This window comes from Rubricella aquisinus (assembly GCF_014199445.1).
In the GTDB taxonomy this organism is placed as follows: Bacteria; Pseudomonadota; Alphaproteobacteria; order Rhodobacterales; family Rhodobacteraceae; genus Rubricella; species Rubricella aquisinus.
In genome coordinates this window covers 33,310-52,709 of record NZ_JACIJS010000011.1, presented here as the reverse complement: position 1 = coordinate 52,709, position 19,400 = coordinate 33,310, and the positions used below count along the sequence as shown (strand labels likewise).

Sequence of the window (19,400 nt, the reverse complement as noted above, 5' to 3'; positions counted from 1 at the left end):
GCCGCCGGGCAAACAGCCGCTTGCCCGGCTTCGCTGTCAAAGAATTACAGCGCCGCTGCCAGTTCCGATCCCTGTTTGATTGCGCGCTTTGCGTCCAGTTCCGCGGCCACATCCGCGCCGCCGATCACATGGGGTGTGATCCCCTTGGCGATCAGCGCATCAGCGAGGCTGCGCTCCGGCTCCTGCCCGGTGCAGAGCACGATGGTATCGGCCGGGATAAGGCGCGGGTTTTCGCGGCCCTCGCCGGAGGAGACGATGATACCGTCCGAGGTGATCTCCTCATAGTTCACGCCCGCCAGCATCTCCACATTCTTCATCTTGAGCGCTGCGCGGTGGATCCAGCCGGTCGTCTTGCCCAGACCTGCGCCCGGCTTTTTCGCCTTGCGCTGCATCAGGATGACCTGCCGCGCGGGTGCTTCGGGCTTTGGCCCCTCGGGGGCGAGGCCACCGGGGACATTCGCGGGATCATCCACGCCCCATTCCTCTTTCCAGATGGCGAGGTTTTCGGTCGGGCTTTCGCCTGCATGAACGAGGAATTCGGACACATCAAACCCGATGCCGCCCGCGCCGATCACCGCGACCCGTTTGCCGACCGGCGCTTTGCCGCGCAGCACGTCGATATAGCTCAGCACATGGGGCGCGTCCTGCCCCGGAATGCCGGGATCGCGGGGGGAGACGCCGGTGGCGATAATCACCTCGTCAAACCCTGTCAGGTCATCCGCGCCGACACGGGTGCCAAGGCGCAGGGTCACGCCCGTAACCTCCACCATGCGCTTGTACCAATCAACAAGGCCCCAGAATTCCTCTTTCCCCGGCACCTGTTTGGCCATGTTGAGCTGACCGCCGATCTCATCCGCGCCGTCAAACAGGGTCACGTCATGGCCGCGCTCTGCTGCCGTGATCGCGGTCGAAAGGCCCGCTGGCCCCGCCCCCACGATGGCGATTTTCTTCGGCTCGTGTGTGCGCGGGTAGTTCAACTCTGTTTCATGACACGCGCGCGGGTTCACCAGACAGGAGGTCAGCTTCATCGAGAATGTGTGGTCAAGGCAGGCCTGATTGCAGGCGATGCAGGGGGCGATCTCGTCCGCCTTCCCGGCCTTTGCCTTGGCCATGAAGGCACCATCCGCCAGCCATGGCCGCGCCATCGACACCATGTCGGCGCACCCCTCCGCCAGCACGTTTTCTGCGACTTCGGCCGTGTTGATCCGGTTGGAGGTGATGAGCGGGATCGACACCTCCCCCATCAGGCGCTTTGTCACCCAGGTGAAGGCCGCGCGCGGCACGCTGGTCGCGATCGTCGGCACCCGCGCCTCATGCCAGCCGATGCCAGTGTTGATGATGGTGGCCCCTGCCTCCTCCACCGCTTTGGCGAGCAGCACGACCTCCTCCCATGTCGAGCCATTGGGAATGAGGTCGATCATCGACAGGCGGTAGATGATGATGAAATCGGTGCCGACCGCCTGCCGCGCGCGGCGCACCACCTCCACCGGTAGGCGCATCCGGTTGGCGTATGAGCCGCCCCACTCATCAGTGCGCTTGTTGGTGTGGGTGACAAGGAACTGGTTGAGGAAATACCCCTCCGATCCCATGATCTCCACCCCGTCATAGCCTGCCTCTTGCGCCCGCTCGGCGGCGGTGACGATGTCCGCGATCTGCTTTTCAATGCCTGCCGCGTCCAATTCCGTGGGCGGAAAGGGGCTGATCGGGGATTTCACGGGGGAGGGGGCCACGCATTTCGGGGAATAGGCATAGCGGCCCGCGTGCAGGATCTGCATCGCGATACGCCCGCCCTCGGCATGGACCGCATCGGTGACGATCCGGTGGTTTTCGATGTCTTTCGGGGTAAACAGGCCCGCCGCACCGGGCAGCACTGCACCCTCCTCATTCGGAGCCATGCCGCCCGTGACGATCAGCGCCGCACCGCCTGCCGCGCGCTCGGCATAAAAGCGTGCAACCCGGTTCCAATCGCCCGTTTCCTCCAGCCCTGTGTGCATTGAGCCCATGAGCGCCCGATTGGGCAATGTGACAAAGCCAAGGTCGAGTGGCGCAAGCAGGTTGGGGTATTGGGTCATCGCGGCGGCTCCCTGATATGTTTTGCCGCAATCCTAGGGCCGAGGCGTGGCGTGTAAAGCGCGACGCGGCGGCATGTCGAACATGAGCCGATCCAGCGGCCGTCCGGGGGGGGGCGCTGGACCGGCGGCTTCGGCTTGAATCCGGTCCGAAAGGAAGAGTGGGAGTACCGCCGCCTTTCGTCTCGTGCTAGGGCTAGCTCAAACACGCACAGGCCCCTGATGATCAAACGTATCCGCCTCCTTTCCGCTTTCCTCACTGTCGGGGCATGGACGCTGTTGAGCCGCGTGTTCGGGTTCGCGCGGGATTTGATGATCGCGGCGTTCCTCGGCTCCGGCCCGGTGGCGGAGGCGTTTTTGGTGGCGTTCTCCCTGCCCAACATGTTTCGCCGCATCTTTGCCGAAGGGGCGTTCAACACGGCCTTCGTCCCGATGTTCGCCAAGCGGCTGGAGACGGGGGAGGGCGCGCAGCCCTTCGCGCAGAACGCGATGTCGGCACTTGCGACCGTGTTGATCCTGTTCACGCTTGTGGGCCAAATCGCGATGCCGGTGCTCGTGTGGATGATGGCAAGTGGGTTTCGCGGTGATGAGCGGTTCGATCTGGCGGTGGAATACGGGCGGATCGCGTTTGTCTATATACTGTTCATCTCGCTCGCCGCTCTTCTGTCGGGGGTGCTGAACGCGATGGGGCGGTTTGTTGCGGCGGCGGCAGCGCCGGTGTTGCTCAACATTGTTCTGTCCGGCGCGCTGGTCCTGGCGGCGGTTCTGGATCGCGACGTTGGCCTGTGGCTCGTTTGGGCGGTGCCAGTGGCGGGGATGGTGCAAGTGGCGCTGGTCTGGACGGCGGCGAAGCGGGCGGGGATGCGCCTTATCCCGCAGCGCCCGCGCCTGACGCCGGAGCTCAAGCGCCTTGCCATTATCGCCCTGCCAGCGGCGTTGGCCGGGGGCGTGATGCAGATCAACCTCCTCGTTGGGCGGCAAGTCGCCAGTTATTTCGAGGGGGCGATTGCGTGGCTGAACTACGCCGACAGGCTCTATCAATTGCCGTTGGGCGTGGTGGGTATCGCCATCGGGATCGTGCTGTTGCCCGACCTTTCGCGCCGTTTGGGCGCGGGGGATGACGTGGGCGGGCGGGATGCGGTGAACCGCGCGGCGGAGTTTTCGCTGTTCCTGACCCTGCCTGCTGCCGTGGCGCTGGTCATCATCCCGCAGCCCATCGTGTCTGTCTTGTTTGAGCGGGGCGCGTTCAGCGCGCAGGACGCGCAGGCCACCGCCTTTGCCCTGATGATCTATGCGCTGGGCCTGCCTGCCTTTGTGCTTTTGAAGGTCGTGCAACCGCTTTTCTTCGCCCGTGAGGACACCAAGACGCCGTTTCGCGTGGCCCTGATCGCTATGGCGGTGAATGCGGGCGTCGCGATCGGGCTCGCTCCGGTGATCGGCTATATCGCAGCGGCAGGGGCGACGACGTTGGCCGCGTGGGTCAACCTCGCGATCCTCTGGCGGCTGTCGCATCAGTTTGGCGACGCGGCCAAGATTGATGCGCGCCTTGCCCGCTCCGCACCGCGTATGCTGGTGGCGAGTGTTGGGATGGGGGCCGTGCTGATCGGGATAGAGGCGCTCTTGGGCGATATGCTGAGCGCGGATGGGCTCCGTTATCTCGCGCTGCTGGCGTTGGTCGGGGGCGGGATGCTGGCCTATTTCGTACTCGGGGCGGTGACGGGGGCAATGCCATTGGCCGAGGTGAAACGGCGGTTGCGGCGGTAATCGGCCCGAAGGCATGGGCGCAGCACGCCGGGCATCATCGCGGCTCAGAACGGAATGTCATTCTCCGCCGTGACATAGCTTGCCACGACCTTTTTCGTGCCTGCCTTCTCGAATGCGACGGTCAGCTTGTCGCCCTCGATCTCCTCCACCCGGCCATAGCCGAATTTCTGGTGGAACACGCGGGTGCCAAGCTCAAAGACGGACACCGCCTGCGTGTCGATCACCATATTGCGCGCCTCTTTCGGTTGGCTGAGGCCGCGCCGACCCGCGTTGCTTTGCATCCGCCGCCAGCCGGGGGAATTATAGGCATCTGCCGAAGCGACCCGATCCTCCAGCGTGGACGCCCCATAATCCGCACCGCCGCCTGAGCCATATAGCCCCGGTGGCGTCAGCACCTCCACATGTTCTGGCGGCAATTCATCAATGAAGCGGGAGGGCAGCGCATTTTGCCATTGGTTATAAACCCGACGATTGGCGGCAAAGGAGATGGTGCACAGTGCCTCCGCCCGCGTGATGCCGACATAGGCGAGGCGGCGTTCCTCTTCCAACCCGCGCTTGCCGCTTTCATCCATTGAGCGTTGGGAGGGGAACAAACCGTCCTCCCAACCGGGCAGGAACACGGCGGGAAATTCCAGCCCCTTCGCGCCATGCAGCGTCATGATCGACACTTTTTCGCCCGTCTCATCGGTATCGGCGGACATCACCAATGCGATATGTTCAAGGAAGCCTTGCAGATTGTCGAAGTCTTCCAGTGCCTTGACCAGTTCCTTGAGGTTATCAAGCCGCCCCGGCGCGTCCGGGCTTTTGTCGGTGCGCAGCATTTCGGTGTAGCCGGATTCGTCGAGGATCTGTTCGGCCAGTTCCACATGGGTCAAGGCGCCGTTGTGCATTTCTGCCGACCAACGGTCAAATTGGCGCACCAGATCGCCCAAGGCGGCACCGCCTTTGCCCTTGATCAACCCGTCTGCCACCGCAATTCGTGCGGCTTCCAGCATCCCGACCCCGTGCTGGCGGGCGATGCCCTGCACGGTCGTCTGTGCCTTATCCCCCAGCCCGCGTTTGGGCACATTCACGATCCGCTCAAACGCGAGGCCATCATCGGGGCTGACGGTGACGCGCAGATAGGCCATCGCGTCGCGTATCTCTTTGCGCTCATAAAACCGGGGACCGCCGATCACGCGGTAGGGCAGGCCGATGGTCATGAACCGGTCTTCAAAGCTGCGCATCTGGTGGGCCGCGCGCACGAGAATCGCCATATCCTCAAGGCTTTTGGGGTCCATCCCACGGGTGCCGCGTTGCAACGCTTCGATCTCTTCTCCGATCCAGCGGGCCTCTTCGTCACCATCCCAATGGCCGATCAGGCGGACCTTTTCGCCGCCATTCGCATCGGTCCAGAGGGTTTTGCCCAGCCGGTCCTCATTGCCTTTGATCACGCCAGAGGCCGCGGCAAGGATATGCGCGGTCGAGCGGTAATTCTGCTCCAGCCGGATCACCTCCGCCCCCGGGAAATCCTTCTCAAATCGCAGGATGTTGCCCACTTCCGCCCCGCGCCAGCCATAGATCGACTGATCGTCATCGCCCACACAGCAGATGTTGCGATGCCCCTGTGCCAGCAGGCGCAGCCACAGGTATTGCGCGATATTGGTATCCTGATACTCGTCCACGAGGATGTAGCGAAACCAGTTCTGATATTTCGCCAGAACGTCCGGGTGCGCCTTGAAAATCTCGACGACATGCAACAGCAGATCCCCGAAATCGACGGCATTGAGGATGCGCAAACGCTCCTGATATTGGGCATAAAGCGCACCGCCGCGTTCGGCGTATTTCGCGGCCTCCGCAGGGGGGAGTTGATCGGGGGTAAGGGCGCGGTTTTTCCACTGATCAATCAGCCCGGCCAGCATCCGGGGCGGCCAGCGTTTCTCATCAATCTGTTCGGCCTGTACGAGCTGCTTCAAAAGCCGCAACTGATCGTCCGTGTCCAGAATCGTGAAGTTCGATTTCAGGTCCACCAATTCGGCATGGCGGCGCAGGATTTTGACGTTGACCGAGTGGAATGTGCCAAGCCACGGCATCCCCTCAATCACGCCACCGACATAAGAGCCGATCCGGGTTTTCATCTCCCGCGCGGCTTTGTTGGTGAAGGTTACGGCAAGGATTTCGTTGGGCCGAGCGCGCTGGGTGTTCAGCAGATGCGCGATCCGGGTGGTCAGCGCGCGGGTCTTTCCCGTTCCCGCCCCGGCAAGCACCAGCACCGGGCCATCCAGCGTTTCCACCGCTTGCCGTTGGGCCGCGTTCAGCCCGTCAAGATAGGGCGCGGGGCGCGATGCCATCGCGCGCGCGGCCAGCGATTGGCGCGCGACCCCTTCATAGGCGTCGTCGAAATCATCCATACTGCTCATAGCGCGAAAGCATAGCGCCCTCCGCGCAAAAGGAAAAGCGGTGTTCGCGGCTTGTTCTCACCGAAAGCGCCGGGGGGCCGGGTCAGTCTTTCGACAGTCGGAACCGTTCGTGGCAGGTCTGGCAGGAGCGGCCGATTTGCGGCACCAGCGCCATCGGATCGCCGCCTGCGTCGAGGGTCTGCACGAACTCCGTCGCCAATCCGATCAGCGCGTCGCCTTCGGCCTGAAAGGCCACCGGATCGGCCCAAATGGCGGGTGCGGCTTCTGACACGCCGCCATCGCTGCCTTCGGGGAATTTCATCATGGCGTGCTGCATGTGAAACCGGATCGCCTCCGCCGCGGCGCGCAGAGCAGCGTCATCCCGCTCTACCCGCCCCCGTGCGGTCTGCACGATGTTTTTTGTGGCCTCCCCGACAGCGCTCATGTGCTCCATACGCTCTTTGACGATTCCGGTGGCACCGGTATGGGCAAAAACCAGCCCGGTGCTCAGGATAAGGGCGGCAAAACCGGCAATAGCTCTTTTGGTCATTTGCGTCTGTCCTTTCAGGTCAGTATCAAGCATCAAGACGCCTGTTAAAAGGAGACTCTGGCATGAAGTCTATCACCCGGCTCGAAGATCGCTACCCCGCGATCGAAGATTTGGCCCGGCGGGCAAAGCGGCGCATTCCGCATTTCGCATGGGAATACCTCGACAGTGGCACGGGCCGGGACGAGGCGATGGACCTTAATGCGGCAGCACTCGCGAAGGTGCGGCTGCGCCCGGAATTCCTGAAAGGGGACCAAACCCCCGACACAAGCGTGACCCTGATGGGGCAGGACTATGCGCTGCCCATCGGCATGGCCCCGGTCGGGATGACCGGGCTGATGTGGCCGGGGGCGGAGATCATGCTGGCCAAGGCAGCGGCAAAGGCGGGCATCCCCTATTGCCTGAGCACGGTCGCCGCCGCCTCTATCGAAGAGGTCGGGCCGCATCATGGCGGGTTGGGCTGGTTTCAACTCTATCCCCCCCGCGATGAGGGGTTGCGGCGTGATGTGTTGGCGCGCGCGCGCGACGCGGGCTTCAAGACGCTGGTGCTGACGGTCGATATTCCGGCCCCGTCGCGGCGGGAGCGGCAGCGGCGGGCAGGTCTGTCCATTCAGGCGGGCGTATCGAAACAGATGCTCAGCCATATCGCCCTGCGCCCGGCATGGGCGCTGGCCACGGCGCAAAGCGGTAAGGCGACACTCGCGACCGTCGCGCAGTACACCAAGGCGAAAGACCTTGAGACGGTGCGCAAATTCTTTGTCGAGCATTGGACCTGCAACCCCGATTGGGCCTATGTCGAATGGCTGCGCCGCGAATGGGGTGGCAATCTGGTCGTGAAGGGTATCCTCAGCCCCGACGATGCGGAGGCCTGTGCCACGCGCGGCGTCGACGGTATCTGGGTGTCGAACCATGGCGGGCGGCAATTCGATGCGGCACCCGCCGCGATTGACGTGCTGCCTCAGATCGTGGAGCGGGTCGCGGGCCGGTCGGCGGTGATCTTTGACAGCGGCATCCGCTCTGGCCTTGATGTGGCACGCGCGATTGCCTGCGGCGCGGAGTTTACCTTTGCCGGTCGGGCGTTCCTTTATGGTGCGGCAGCGCTCCAGCAGGATGGCGCGCATCTGGCCGCGCATATTCTGGCCGAAGATTTGCGCAACGCGATGAAACAGGCCGGTGCCGAGACACTCGCCGATTTGCCACGTTCACGAATGAGTTAGGGGCGGAATTGCCGCACGCAGGCCTCGCCCGACCCGCCTATATGAAGGACGATGTGAACAAGACCGAAGGAAGCACAGAATGATGCGTGTCTATGCGCTATCTGCCCTTGCCGTGGCCGTTTTGGGCGTGGGTGGAACAGCGGCCTACCTTGCCCTCGCCCCACAAGAGGACGACCGGTTCGCCCAGTGCCGCGAAAGCGCGGTAGCAGGGGGGGCCGCGCAGATCGGTGGGCCGTTCACGCTCGTCTCCGAAACGGGGGAGACGGTGACAGAGGCGGATGTGATCGACGGGCTGTCGCTGGTTTATTTCGGATATACCTACTGCCCCGACATCTGCCCAGTCGATCTGCAACGCAATGGCGAGGCGATCCATTTGATGGATGACAAGGGGATCGACGGGGTAAAGCCGGTGTTCATCACCATTGACCCCAACCGCGACACGCCCGAGCAGATGGCAGCCTATACCGATTTCATGCATCCGCGCATGTTGGGCCTGACCGGGTCGCAAGAGCAGGTGGACGCAGCGGTCAAAGCATACAGGGTTTTCGCCCAGCGGCGCGGCGATGATCCGCAGGATTACCTGATGGATCATTCCGGTTTCACCTATCTGATGGCACCGGGGGAGGGGATGCTCGAAGTGTTCCGCCGGGAGATCACGCCAGAGAAGATGGCCGAGCAGTTAGAATGTTTCGTGGCAAATTATTAAAACACGTCTAACATATAGAAAATAAGACGTTGGAGGAGCCTTCATGAACGACGACACCCTGGCCGAGATTGGCGATGACCGCGCGCTGCTGCTTGTGGATGATGACGAGCCGTTCTTGCGGCGGCTGGCACGCGCGATGGAAAAACGCGGCTTTGAGGTGACGGCCGTTCAAACCGTGAAAGAGGGCAAAGCCTTCGCGGATCAGACCCCACCGCCCTTTGCCGTGGTGGATTTACGGCTTGAGGATGGCAATGGGCTCGATGTGGTCGAATTGCTGCGCGAACGGCGGCCCGATGCGAAAATCGTGGTGCTGACGGGCTATGGCGCGATCGCGACCGCCGTGGCAGCCGTCAAGATCGGGGCGACCGATTATCTGTCAAAACCCGCTGACGCCAATGATATCGAGGCCGCACTCCTGTCCAAGGTCGATGACAAGCCACCGCCACCCGAAAACCCGATGAGCGCGGATCGCGTGCGCTGGGAGCATATCCAGCGGGTGTTCGAGCTGTGCGACCGCAATGTGTCGGAAACCGCGCGGCGGCTGAACATGCACCGCCGCACGCTTCAGCGGATACTGGCGAAGCGCAGCCCGCGATAGGCCCCGTGTTGAAACATAGGGTCGCGCCCTCCCTCGGGTGGGCGCGCCTTTTGCGGGTCTATATGCTTTATCGTTCCACACAGTAGAACGGCCCCGCTTATCGCGCCGGCGTAAAGCGCCCTCCCGTGCGGGAGGGAGGGCGCGACCCGGCGCCTTCGGCTTGATTCCGGGTCAAAGTGCCGTTCACACCCATCTAGACGCCCCGCACAGCATCGGCTAAACACCGCCCCATGCGAGGACTATTCGGCATCATTATTCGAATTATCCGCCCGGCGCTCTGACCCCTGAGCCGCCGGGACAAGACGCATGGGAACCGCCCGCGTCGCCTCACACATCACGACAATTCACGATGAAGGAGCGCGCTGAAAATGGCCGCCGACACGCCCGAATACAAAGACACCCTGTTCCTGCCGAAAACCGATTTCCCGATGCGCGCGGGCCTGCCCAAGCGGGAGCCGGAATGGCTTGCCCGATGGGAACGGCTCAACGTCTACCACACCCTGCGCAAGAAAGAGGGGCGGGAGCCGTTCATCCTGCATGATGGCCCCCCCTATGCGAATGGAACCCTCCATATCGGCCACGCGCTGAACAAGACGCTCAAGGATATGGTCGTCCGCTCCCAACAGATGATGGGCAAGGACGCGCGCTACATCCCCGGCTGGGATTGCCACGGCCTGCCGATCGAATGGAAGATCGAAGAGAAATACCGCGCCAAGGGGCTCGATAAGGACAAGGTGGAAATCAACGAATTGCGCCGCGAATGCCGCGCCTTCGCCGCCGAGTGGGTTGATGTGCAGCGCGACGAGTTCAAGCGGCTTGGCGTGACGGGCAACTGGGAAAACCCCTACCTCACGATGGATTACCACGCGGAAGCCGTGATCGCGCGCGAATTCACGACCTTCCTGATGAATGGCTCGCTCTATCAAGGGTCAAAGCCCGTGATGTGGTCCGTGGTCGAGAAAACCGCACTGGCCGAGGCGGAGGTCGAATATCATGACCACCAGTCCCACACGATCTGGGTGAAATTCCCGGTCGTCACGCCCGTGCTTGATGTCGCCATTGCGGAGATGGTCACCGATTTCGGCGGCGATCTGCCGGAGGATCTGGCGAACGCGTCGGTCGTGATCTGGACCACGACGCCCTGGACCATCCCTTCCAACAAGGCGGTTTGCTTCAACCCCGCGCTGGCCTATGGCCTCTATGAAGTGACGGAGGCCGAGGCCGACAATTGGGCCAAGCTGGGGGAGACGTTCCTCCTTGCCGATGCGCTGGCTGAGGACGTGTTCGGAGCGGCGAAGGTTGCGGCCTTTACCCGCCTGCGCGGCGTGACGGCAGCAGAGCTTGAAACCCTCACCATGGCCCATCCCCTGCGCGGGGTCGCGGACAGCGCGGGCGAATGGGATTTCGACGTGCCGATGCTGCCCGGTGATCACGTCACCGATGATGCCGGCACCGGCTTTGTGCACACGGCCCCGAGCCATGGCGCGGACGATTATGAGGTGTTCGTCAAACGTGGCTGGCAGGACCGCATGACCCATAACGTGCTGGAGGACGGCACGTTCCGCGAGAGCCTGCCGCTGTTTGGCGGGCTGGCGATCTTTGATCACAAGGGCAAAGAGGGCAAAGCGAACCGCGCCGTGATCGACGCGCTCGCCGCCCATGGCAGCCTGATCGCGCGCGGGCGCGTCAAGCACAGCTATCCCCATTCCTGGCGGTCGAAAGCGCCGCTGATCTTCCGCAACACGCCGCAATGGTTCGTCGCCATCGACAAGCCGCTGGGCGACGGTATGGATGAGCATGGCACCACGATCCGGGAACGCGCGCTGACCTCGATCAATGAATTGGTCACCTTCACCCCGCCCATGGGGCAAAACCGCCTGCGCTCCATGATCGAACAGCGCCCCGATTGGGTGCTGTCACGGCAGCGTGTCTGGGGCGTGCCGCTCGTTTGCTTTACCAAGAAGGGCGCGCTGCCGACCGATCCCGATTTCCTGTTGCGCGATGAGGCGGTGAATGCCCGCATCGTCGCCGCTTTTGAGGCCGAGGGCGCGGATGCGTGGTATGTGGACGGCGCCAAAGAGCGCTTCCTTGAGGGCCTTTATGATCCGGCGGCCTATGATCAGGTGTTTGATATTCTCGATGTCTGGTTCGATTCCGGCTCCACCCACAGCTTTGTGCTGAGCGATCGGGAGGATGGCGCGGATGACGGCATCGCGGATCTCTATCTTGAAGGGACCGATCAGCATCGCGGCTGGTTCCATTCGTCCCTGTTGCAAGGATCGGGCACCAAGGGGCGCGCGCCCTATCGCGGCGTGCTGACCCATGGTTTCACGCTCGACTCCAAGGGTCTGAAAATGTCGAAATCCGCCGGTGGTGCGATGGAGCCGCAACAGATCGTGCGCCAGTTCGGCGCGGATATCCTGCGCCTTTGGGTGGCACAGACGGATTTCACGCTGGACCAACGGATCGGGGATGAAATCCTCAAAGGCACGACCGACAGCTATCGCCGGTTGCGCAACACGTTCCGCTTCATCCTTGGCAATCTCGATGGCTTTACAGATGACGAGCGTGTCGCACCTGAGGATATGCCGGAACTGGAACGCTGGGTGCTTCACCGTGTGTCCGAACTCGATGAGGCGGTGCGAAAGGGCTATACGGGCTACCGGTTCCAGCAGGTTTATTCCGAGCTGTTTACTTTCGCGACGACGGATCTGTCGGCGGTCTATTTCGACATCCGCAAGGATGCGCTCTATTGCGATGCGGCAGACAGCCTGCGCCGCCGGGCCGCGCGCACTGTCCTCGATATCCTGTTCGAGCGGCTCACGACATGGCTCGCCCCGATCCTTGTCTTCACGATGGAGGAAGTCTGGCTCGAACGGCACCCGGAGGAGGGCAGCTCCGTCCATCTCGTCGATATGCCCGAAACGCCGGTTGCATGGCGCGATGAGGCTCTGGCCGCGAAATGGGCGCAGATCCGCACGGTCCGCCGCGTTGTAACCGGCGCGCTTGAGGTGGAACGCCGTGAAAAACGGATCGGCGCGAGCCTTGAGGCGGCCCCGACCGTCTATATCGCGGATGACGGCCTGCGGGCGCTGCTTGCAGATGTGGATATGGATGATCTGTGCATCACCTCGGGCCTGACGATCAGCGCCGATGATGCCCCTGAGGGCGCCTTCACGCTGGAGGATGTGCCGGGCATCGCGGTCGTGCCAACCACGGCTGAGGGGGAGAAATGCGCCCGCTGCTGGAAAATCCTGCCGGATGTGGGCACTCATGCCCATGAGGGCACATGCGCGCGCTGTGACGAGGCGCTGTCCTAAGCGTTTCTTTTTTCCATAAATACCTCCCGCCGGAGGCTTCCCATCCCGCAAGGGATGGGAAAACTACCCCCGTGCCATCCATGGCATATTGGTGGCCTGAATGGTCATGAACTGGACATTCGCGGATAAGGGCAACTCCGCCATATGCAGCACCGCATCCGCCACATGCTGGGCGTCCATCACTGGCTCTGCCTTTATGGTGCCATCGGCCTGCGCCGCCCCGCGCGCGATCCCTGCTGTCATCTCTGTCGCGGCGTTGCCGATATCGATCTGACCACAGGCAATGCCAAAAGGCCGCCCATCAAGGCTGAGGCATTTCGTCAACCCCGTCATCGCGTGTTTCGTCACCGTATAAGGGACGGAGCCGGGCCGGGGCGCATGGGCGCTGATCGAGCCGTTGTTGATGATCCGCCCCCCTTGCGGGGCTTGCGCTCGCATCTGCGCAAATGCCGCCCGCGCGCACAGCACGGCCCCCGTGAGGTTGATGTCGAGCGCCCTTTGCCATTCTGCCACGGGCAATTCATCCAGCGTCGCCTGAGGGGAGAAGATGCCAGCATTGTTAAACAGCATATCAACGCGGCCCCACGCGCCGATCATGCGGCCAAAGCCGCTCTCCACTGCGCCCGCATCCGACACGTCGAAGGGCAGGACGAGCGTTTCACCCGCCATGCCCTGTGCGGCCTCCTCCAGCGGTGCGGGCCTGCGCCCGACCAGCGCCACGCGCCAGCCAGCAGCACTCAGCGTTTCTGCCGTCAGCCGCCCGATCCCCGATCCGGCGCCTGTGATGATGGCGGTGCGGCTCATGCGTTGCCCTCCGAATGATGTGTGTCTGCGGTTTTGCGCCGGGTGCGGATCACCAAAAGCACCGTCATCCCGGCCCAGACAATCGCAAGCCCGAACCATTGCACGGCATAGCCCAGATGATTGTTTGGCAGGTTGACCGTGACAGGTGTGGGGCGGGGCGCGCCCAAGAGCGTTGTCCGGGCCAATTGGATCAACACAGGCTCTGTTCCCAAGGCTTCCGCCATCAGGGGCACGTCACGGGCGAACCATTCATTATCCTCGATATCGGGGGCGAAGGTGTAGCTGTCGGTCTCATCCGGCCAAATGAGGTGCCCGGATATGTCGCTGCCACCCGCCGGGCGGTTGGCGTCTTTCGCCGTGCCGGGCACGACGCCGCGATCCACCATGATCCGGCGGCCATCGACGGTGAGGAAAGGCGCGATGATCCGGTAGGCCGCGCCGCCGCCCTGACCCGTGGTCAGCACATGCAGCTCACCCACCGCGTATCGCCCCGCGACACGCACCGGCAGGTATTCATGCGCGGCCTCTGTCGGCATGTCAGGCAGCGCCACCGGCTCCTCTTCAAGCTGGGCGGCGATGGCGGCGATCTGCGCCTCTTTCTCTCCCAGCCTTTGAAGCTGCCACAGGCCCAAGCCGCACAGAACGGCAGTGCCCAGCACACCCACGATCAGCACCAAAGCGATTGTTCGTTTCATGGCTCATCCTTCAAACGGAAACCGCGCGCGAGGGATGCTCGCGCGCGGTCCATGTTACGGGGTCTGGCAGTGATGTAAATCAGCTGCCCCAGACGTAGATTGCGGCAAAGAGGAACAGCCACACCACATCGACGAAGTGCCAGTACCATGCTGCCGCCTCAAACCCGATATGCTTGTCGGAGGAGAAATGCGCGCGCTGTGCCCGGATCATGCACACGAACAGGAAGATCGTGCCGACGATCACATGGAAGCCATGAAAGCCCGTCGCCATATAGAAATTCGCGCCATAGATGGAGCCGGAGAAGCCGAACGCCGCGTGGCTATACTCATAGGCCTGCAACACGGTGAAGATCAGGCCAAGGCCAACGGCGATCGCCAGCGCCTTCACCATCGTCTTGTTGTCGTTGTCATGCACAATCGCGTGGTGCGCCCAGGTCGCGGCGGTGCCGGACAAGAGGAGGATCAGCGTGTTGATCAGCGGCAGGTGCCACGGATCAAAGGTCTCCACGCCAACCGGGGGCCACACGCCGCCGATGGCCTCCATCGGGTACATCGCATGCTTGAAAAAGGACCAGAACCACGCGACGAAGAACATCACTTCGGAGATGATGAACATGATCACGCCATAGCGCAGGCCGATCTGCACAACTGGCGTGTGATCGCCAACCTGGCTTTCCGCGACCACATCCGACCACCAGCCGAACATGACATAGAGCACACCCACAAGGCCGATCAGGAACAGCCATGGCTGCTGGGAGGAGATGCTCCAGAACCCTTCAGCAGGGGCATTGGGCGACATCCACTTCACCGAGCCATAGAGCATGATGAAAGCGGACACCGCGCCAAGGAACGGCCAGACGCTGGGCGGAAGAATGTGGTAATCGTGGTTCTTGGCGTGTGCCATGGTATTTCCCCGTTTCAGGTGGGTCTTAATTGGTACGGCGCGCGAGCGGTGCCGTGGGTGTCGTGTCGAGCTGGCTGTATTCGGCCTGCTCGGGCATGTCGATTTCGTAGAAAGTATAAGACAGCGTGATTTCGTTCACAAACTTTGCCTCCGGGTGATCCTTGATCTCCGGGTCGACATAGAAGGTGACGGGCATCTGCACGGTCTGTCCCGGCATCAGGATCTGTTCCTGAAAGCAGAAGCAGTCGATCTTGACGAAGAACTCACCGGCGCTGAAGGGTGCGACGTTATAGGCGGCAGAGCCTGCGATCGGGCGATCGGTCGGGTTATGCGCCTCATAAAAGGCAAGTCCTGTATCCCCGATTTGCAGATCGAACGTGCGCTGTTCAGGGGCGCTGAATTTCCATTCCATGCCCCGGTCAAGGCTCGCGTCAAAGCGGATCTGGATCGTTTCGTCCAGCATCTCACGCGTGTCGGAGGACGCCACGGCGGTCGTCCCGCCATAGCCCGTCACGCGGCAGAACCAGTCGTAAAGCGGCACGGCAGCAAACGACATCGACAGCATGAACAATGCCACGCCGGAGAAGATTGCGACCGTTTTGGTGTTCTTGTTCATCGCCATCACTCAGTTGCCTCCGTCACGGGAAGGGCAGAGGCGCGGAAGGTGTGGTCGAACCCTTCCATCATGTGGCCATTGCCCATCTTCACCATCGTGACGGCAAAGATCAGCACGGCAAACGCGATCAAAAGCCCAAGCACCACATAGTTGCGGCCCTTCCGGCGTTCGTGAATTTCATGGTTTTGGCCAAGTGCCATGTGGTCTCTCCCTTAGAACCAGATCGGCCATGCATCCATCTGCCAGCCAGCCATGCGCAGCGCACCCTCAAGGGCGAGCGCAAGGAAATGGGCAAAAAGATAGCCAATGGATTGCAGGAAAACGCGAAGCTCGGTCTTGTGCTTATCGGCGGTGGAGGTCGCCTCATCCCGGCGCCAAATCGCCCATGCGCCCCACAGGAACCGCGCATTGAACAAAACTGCCACGGCGAAATAGATCGGGCCGCCGATCTGGGTAAAGGCCAGCGCCAGCGCCACCGGCGCGAGCAGCACGGTATAGACAAGGATGTTGTTGCGGGTGACGCGGTCACCCTTCACGACGGGGAGCATCGGCACGCCGACACGCTCGTAATCCTCGTTGCGGAAAATCGCGAGCGCCCAGAAATGCGGCGGCGTCCACATGAAGATGAGTGCGAACATCAGCACGGATTCGATGGACACGCCCCCGGTCGCCACGGCCCAGCCGATCATCGGCGGGAACGCACCGGCAGCGCCGCCGATCACGATATTCTGCGGCGTCGCACGCTTGAGCCACATGGAATAGATCACGGCGTAGAAAAAGATGGTGAAGGCCAAAAGGCCCGCTGAGAACAGGTTGCCGAACACCGCGAGCATCGCGACCGACAGCACCGACAGCGACAGGCCTAGCGCCAGTGCGTCCTGCCCCGTGACCTTGCCCGCCGGGATCGGGCGGTTCTTCGTGCGGCCCATTTCTGCGTCGATATCTGCGTCCCACCACATATTGAGCGCCCCGGACGCACCCGCCCCAACCGCGATGCACAGGATCGTGGCAAAGGCAATGATGGGATGCACCGGAACCGGGGCCACAAAGAGGCCCACAGCCGCGGTCAGGATCACCAGCGACATGACACGCGGTTTCAGCAGCTCGTAATAATCCCGCACGCCCGGCTCGGGCGTTTGCGCGACATCGCTGGTCCAGCTTGTGTCTGTCATCGTGGTGTCCTCATGGCTGAGGGCGGGGGGTTAACCCCGCCCGTGGCGCATCACTCGGCTGCGGCGACCTGAACGGGGGCCGGGAGGCCCGCATCAGCGTAACGGGCAATCGCCGCTTCGAGCCACATGTCATACTCTTCCTGCGGCACCACCTTGACGGTGATCGGCATGTAGGAGTGGTTGATCCCGCACAGCTCCGAACACTGGCCAAAGAACACGCCGACTTCCTCGGCTTTGAACCAAGTTTCGTTCAGGCGGCCCGGCACGGCATCCATATGCACGGCAAAGGCCGGGATTTTCCACGCGTGGATCACGTCAGCGGCGGTGATTTGCAGCTTAACCGTCGCGTTGACGGGCACGACCATCGCGGTGTCGGTCGCCAGCAGATATTCATCCGCCGCGTAGCCATACTCCTCCAGATCGTCCCGCTCCAGCATGAAGCTGTCGAAATAGACGCCTGCATCGGGGTACTCATAGCCCCAGTACCACTGGTAGCCCGTCACCTTGATCGTCACGTCTGCTTCAGGCGTTTCAAGCTGCTTGAACAGGATCGGCAAGGACAGGGAGCCGATCACGATCAGGATCACGACCGGGATCACGGTCCATGCAATCTCGATCGGGGTGTTGTGGGTGAACCGCTGCGGCTCCGGGTTGCGCTTGGCGTTGTAGCGAATGCAAACCCAAACCAACAAAGCCGTCACGAAAAGAGAGATCAGCGTGATCACCACCAGCAGGAAATTGTCGAGAAAGGCCACATCATGGGCCAATTCGGTATATTTGTCCTGCAGCGCGATCCCGCCCGGCTGCGGCTTGCCCAAGGAGGGCAACGGGCTGAGCAGTTCCTCCTGCGCCCGCGCGGCGGTGGCTCCAAACGCGACCATAGCCGCTGTTGCTGCAATCAGAACCCTGTTCATTCGCATAGTCATGTTCCCGCGTTTTGGTTGGGATTGGCGCACGATCCACACGTCACCGCGTGTAAAAACCGGGCCTCTTCCGCTCCCCTATTTGATCCACGTCAAAAACCACACTACATGAGTTGGGGCAACCCATCTCGCTGCCGCATTCCGTCGCATACATACATTTTTGCCACCTAAAACCCGGAGGTTTTCCGAATGTCGGATACCCAACCCAGTTTCGCCCCGTTTGAAACCGATCTCGACAGGGAGGCGTCCTTGGCGATTCTCCGCGAAACGGTCGCGGGTGCGGATGACGGGGAGTTGTTTTTGGAACGGCGGCGCGGTGAAGGGCTGGTGTTTGACGACGGTCGGGTGAAATCGGCCAACTATACCGCTGCCGAAGGGTTCGGCCTGCGCGCGGTGGAGGGGGAGGTCGTGGGCTACGCGCACTCCACGGAAATGACGGAGGCCGCGCTGCGCCGCGCGTCCGAGACGGCACGCCTCGCGGTACGGACCGGGGCAGGGACGCTCGCGGATGGGCCGCAGCCGACTAATCGCAAGCTCTATTCCGATATCGACCCCACCACCGATATGGAGTTCCCGGCAAAGATCGAGTTGCTGCAAGAGATCGACGCGTATTTGCGCGAAAAGGACAGCGCTGTCGTGCAGGTCAGCGTCAGCATCGGCGCGAGCCTGCAAGAGGTCGTGATCCTGCGCCCCGAGGGGCAGCAGGTGACGGATGTGCGCCCGATGGCGCGGCTCAACATCTCCGTGATTGTCGAACATGCCGGGCGGCGCGAAAGCGGCTCTGCGGGGGGTGGCGGGCGGCATGGCCTGTTGCCACTGACGGGGCGGGAGACTTGGGTGAAAGTCGCGGACGAGGCTCTGCGCATCGCCAAGGTGAACCTTGATGCGATCCCCGCGCGCGCCGGTGTGATGGACGTCGCACTTGGCCCCGGCTGGCCCGGCATCCTGTTGCATGAGGCAGTGGGCCACGGGCTGGAAGGTGATTTCAACCGCAAGGGCACGTCGGCCTTCGCGGGCTTGATGGGCAAGGAGGTCGCGGCGAAGGGCGTGACCGTGCTTGATGATGGCACGATCCCGGACCGGCGCGGCTCCCTCACGGTGGATGATGAGGGCACGCCATCGGCGCGAAATGTGTTGATCGAAGATGGTGTGCTCGTGGGTTATATGCAGGATCGTCAGAATGCGCGGCTGATGGGTGTGGCCGCGACAGGCAACGGCCGCCGCGAAAGCTTCGCGCATGTGCCGATGCCGCGGATGACGAACACTTACATGCTGGGCGGCGATGTCAGCCCGGGGGATATCGTGGCGGGTGTGGAGGACGGCATTCACGCGGTGGGCTTTGGCGGCGGGCAGGTCGACATCACCAATGGCAAATTCGTGTTCAGTTGTACCGAAGCCTATGAGGTCAAGAACGGCGTCGTCGGCGCACCGGTCAAGGGTGCGACGCTGATCGGCGACGGTGCAACCGCGCTGAAGCAGATCCGCGCGATCGGCAATGATATGGCGCTTGATCCGGGTATGGGAAATTGCGGCAAAGCGGGGCAATGGGTGCCCGTGGGCGTTGGACAACCAAGCCTTCTGATCGGCGGGCTGACGGTGGGCGGCTCCAGCACCTAGCCCTCCCGCCCGTCGTTCGGTCGCTGCCGATCCCTCACCCCCAACGGGAGGCGACATATCTTTGATATGG

Annotated in this window: 16 protein-coding genes; 6 read left to right on the top strand and 10 right to left on the bottom strand. The window is 62.4% G+C overall.

Annotation, left to right across the window (positions count from 1 at the left end; genetic code table 11):
* Positions 1-44: 44 nt before the first annotated feature.
* On the bottom strand, positions 45-2,072 hold the full coding sequence (locus tag FHS89_RS15045; protein ID WP_184012952.1) for an NADPH-dependent 2,4-dienoyl-CoA reductase: 2,028 nt from the start codon (positions 2,070-2,072) through the stop codon (positions 45-47).
* 222 nt (positions 2,073-2,294) lie between these two features.
* On the opposite strand from FHS89_RS15045, the gene murJ reads away from it, so the two are divergent.
* Positions 2,295-3,833, top strand: a complete 1,539-nt coding sequence (gene murJ / locus FHS89_RS15040; protein WP_184012979.1) for a murein biosynthesis integral membrane protein MurJ — start codon at positions 2,295-2,297, stop codon at positions 3,831-3,833.
* A 44-nt stretch (positions 3,834-3,877) separates the two neighbouring features.
* On the opposite strand, the gene FHS89_RS15035 is transcribed toward murJ, so the two are convergent.
* Together FHS89_RS15035 and FHS89_RS15030 are read right to left on the bottom strand one after the other, a co-directional pair.
* Positions 3,878-6,232: an ATP-dependent helicase gene (locus tag FHS89_RS15035; protein ID WP_184012951.1), complete on the bottom strand. Its 2,355-nt coding sequence runs from the start codon at positions 6,230-6,232 to the stop codon at positions 3,878-3,880.
* Between the two features lie 82 nt (positions 6,233-6,314).
* Positions 6,315-6,761 carry a c-type cytochrome gene (locus FHS89_RS15030; RefSeq protein ID WP_184012950.1) on the bottom strand — a complete coding sequence of 149 codons (447 nt, stop codon included), beginning with the start codon at positions 6,759-6,761 and terminating at the stop codon, positions 6,315-6,317.
* Between the two features lie 62 nt (positions 6,762-6,823).
* Between FHS89_RS15030 and FHS89_RS15025 the strand changes: the two genes are divergently transcribed.
* The 4 genes from FHS89_RS15025 to ileS all read left to right on the top strand — a co-directional run bounded on the left by FHS89_RS15025 (position 6,824) and on the right by ileS (position 12,599).
* The gene (locus FHS89_RS15025; RefSeq protein ID WP_184012949.1) at positions 6,824-7,975 is read left to right on the top strand and encodes an alpha-hydroxy acid oxidase; all 1,152 of its coding nucleotides are present in this window, start codon (positions 6,824-6,826) and stop codon (positions 7,973-7,975) included.
* Between the two features lie 79 nt (positions 7,976-8,054).
* The gene (locus tag FHS89_RS15020) at positions 8,055-8,681 is read left to right on the top strand and encodes an SCO family protein (RefSeq protein ID WP_184012948.1); all 627 of its coding nucleotides are present in this window, start codon (positions 8,055-8,057) and stop codon (positions 8,679-8,681) included.
* A 43-nt stretch (positions 8,682-8,724) separates the two neighbouring features.
* The gene (locus tag FHS89_RS15015; RefSeq protein WP_184012947.1) at positions 8,725-9,279 is read left to right on the top strand and encodes an ActR/PrrA/RegA family redox response regulator transcription factor; all 555 of its coding nucleotides are present in this window, start codon (positions 8,725-8,727) and stop codon (positions 9,277-9,279) included.
* Positions 9,280-9,647: 368 nt separating this feature from the next.
* Entirely contained in the window at positions 9,648-12,599 is a 2,952-nt protein-coding gene (gene ileS / locus FHS89_RS15010) for an isoleucine--tRNA ligase (protein ID WP_184012946.1), read from the top strand.
* A gap of 63 nt (positions 12,600-12,662) precedes the next feature.
* Here ileS and FHS89_RS15005 read toward each other — a convergent pair whose 3' ends face one another.
* From FHS89_RS15005 to coxB, 7 genes are all read right to left on the bottom strand, one after another.
* On the bottom strand, positions 12,663-13,403 hold the full coding sequence (locus tag FHS89_RS15005) for an SDR family oxidoreductase (protein WP_184012945.1): 741 nt from the start codon (positions 13,401-13,403) through the stop codon (positions 12,663-12,665).
* Complete coding sequence (locus FHS89_RS15000; protein WP_184012944.1) at positions 13,400-14,098, bottom strand: SURF1 family protein; 699 nt, start codon at positions 14,096-14,098, stop codon at positions 13,400-13,402. The genes FHS89_RS15005 and FHS89_RS15000 overlap by 4 nt, the downstream gene beginning before the upstream one ends.
* Before the next feature lie 79 nt (positions 14,099-14,177).
* Positions 14,178-15,002: a cytochrome c oxidase subunit 3 gene (locus tag FHS89_RS14995; RefSeq protein WP_184012943.1), complete on the bottom strand. Its 825-nt coding sequence runs from the start codon at positions 15,000-15,002 to the stop codon at positions 14,178-14,180.
* A gap of 25 nt (positions 15,003-15,027) precedes the next feature.
* Entirely contained in the window at positions 15,028-15,624 is a 597-nt protein-coding gene (locus tag FHS89_RS14990; RefSeq protein WP_184012942.1) for a cytochrome c oxidase assembly protein, read from the bottom strand.
* Entirely contained in the window at positions 15,624-15,818 is a 195-nt protein-coding gene (locus FHS89_RS14985) for a hypothetical protein (protein ID WP_184012941.1), read from the bottom strand. Before FHS89_RS14985 ends, FHS89_RS14990 begins: the two co-directional genes overlap by 1 nt.
* Positions 15,819-15,830: 12 nt before the next feature.
* Positions 15,831-16,790 carry a heme o synthase gene (gene cyoE, locus FHS89_RS14980; RefSeq protein WP_184012940.1) on the bottom strand — a complete coding sequence of 320 codons (960 nt, stop codon included), beginning with the start codon at positions 16,788-16,790 and terminating at the stop codon, positions 15,831-15,833.
* Positions 16,791-16,840: 50 nt separating this feature from the next.
* Entirely contained in the window at positions 16,841-17,671 is an 831-nt protein-coding gene (coxB, locus tag FHS89_RS14975) for a cytochrome c oxidase subunit II (protein WP_246413961.1), read from the bottom strand.
* Between the two features lie 231 nt (positions 17,672-17,902).
* Between coxB and FHS89_RS14970 the strand changes: the two genes are divergently transcribed.
* Positions 17,903-19,330 carry a TldD/PmbA family protein gene (locus FHS89_RS14970; protein WP_184012938.1) on the top strand — a complete coding sequence of 476 codons (1,428 nt, stop codon included), beginning with the start codon at positions 17,903-17,905 and terminating at the stop codon, positions 19,328-19,330.
* Positions 19,331-19,400 lie beyond the last annotated feature (70 nt).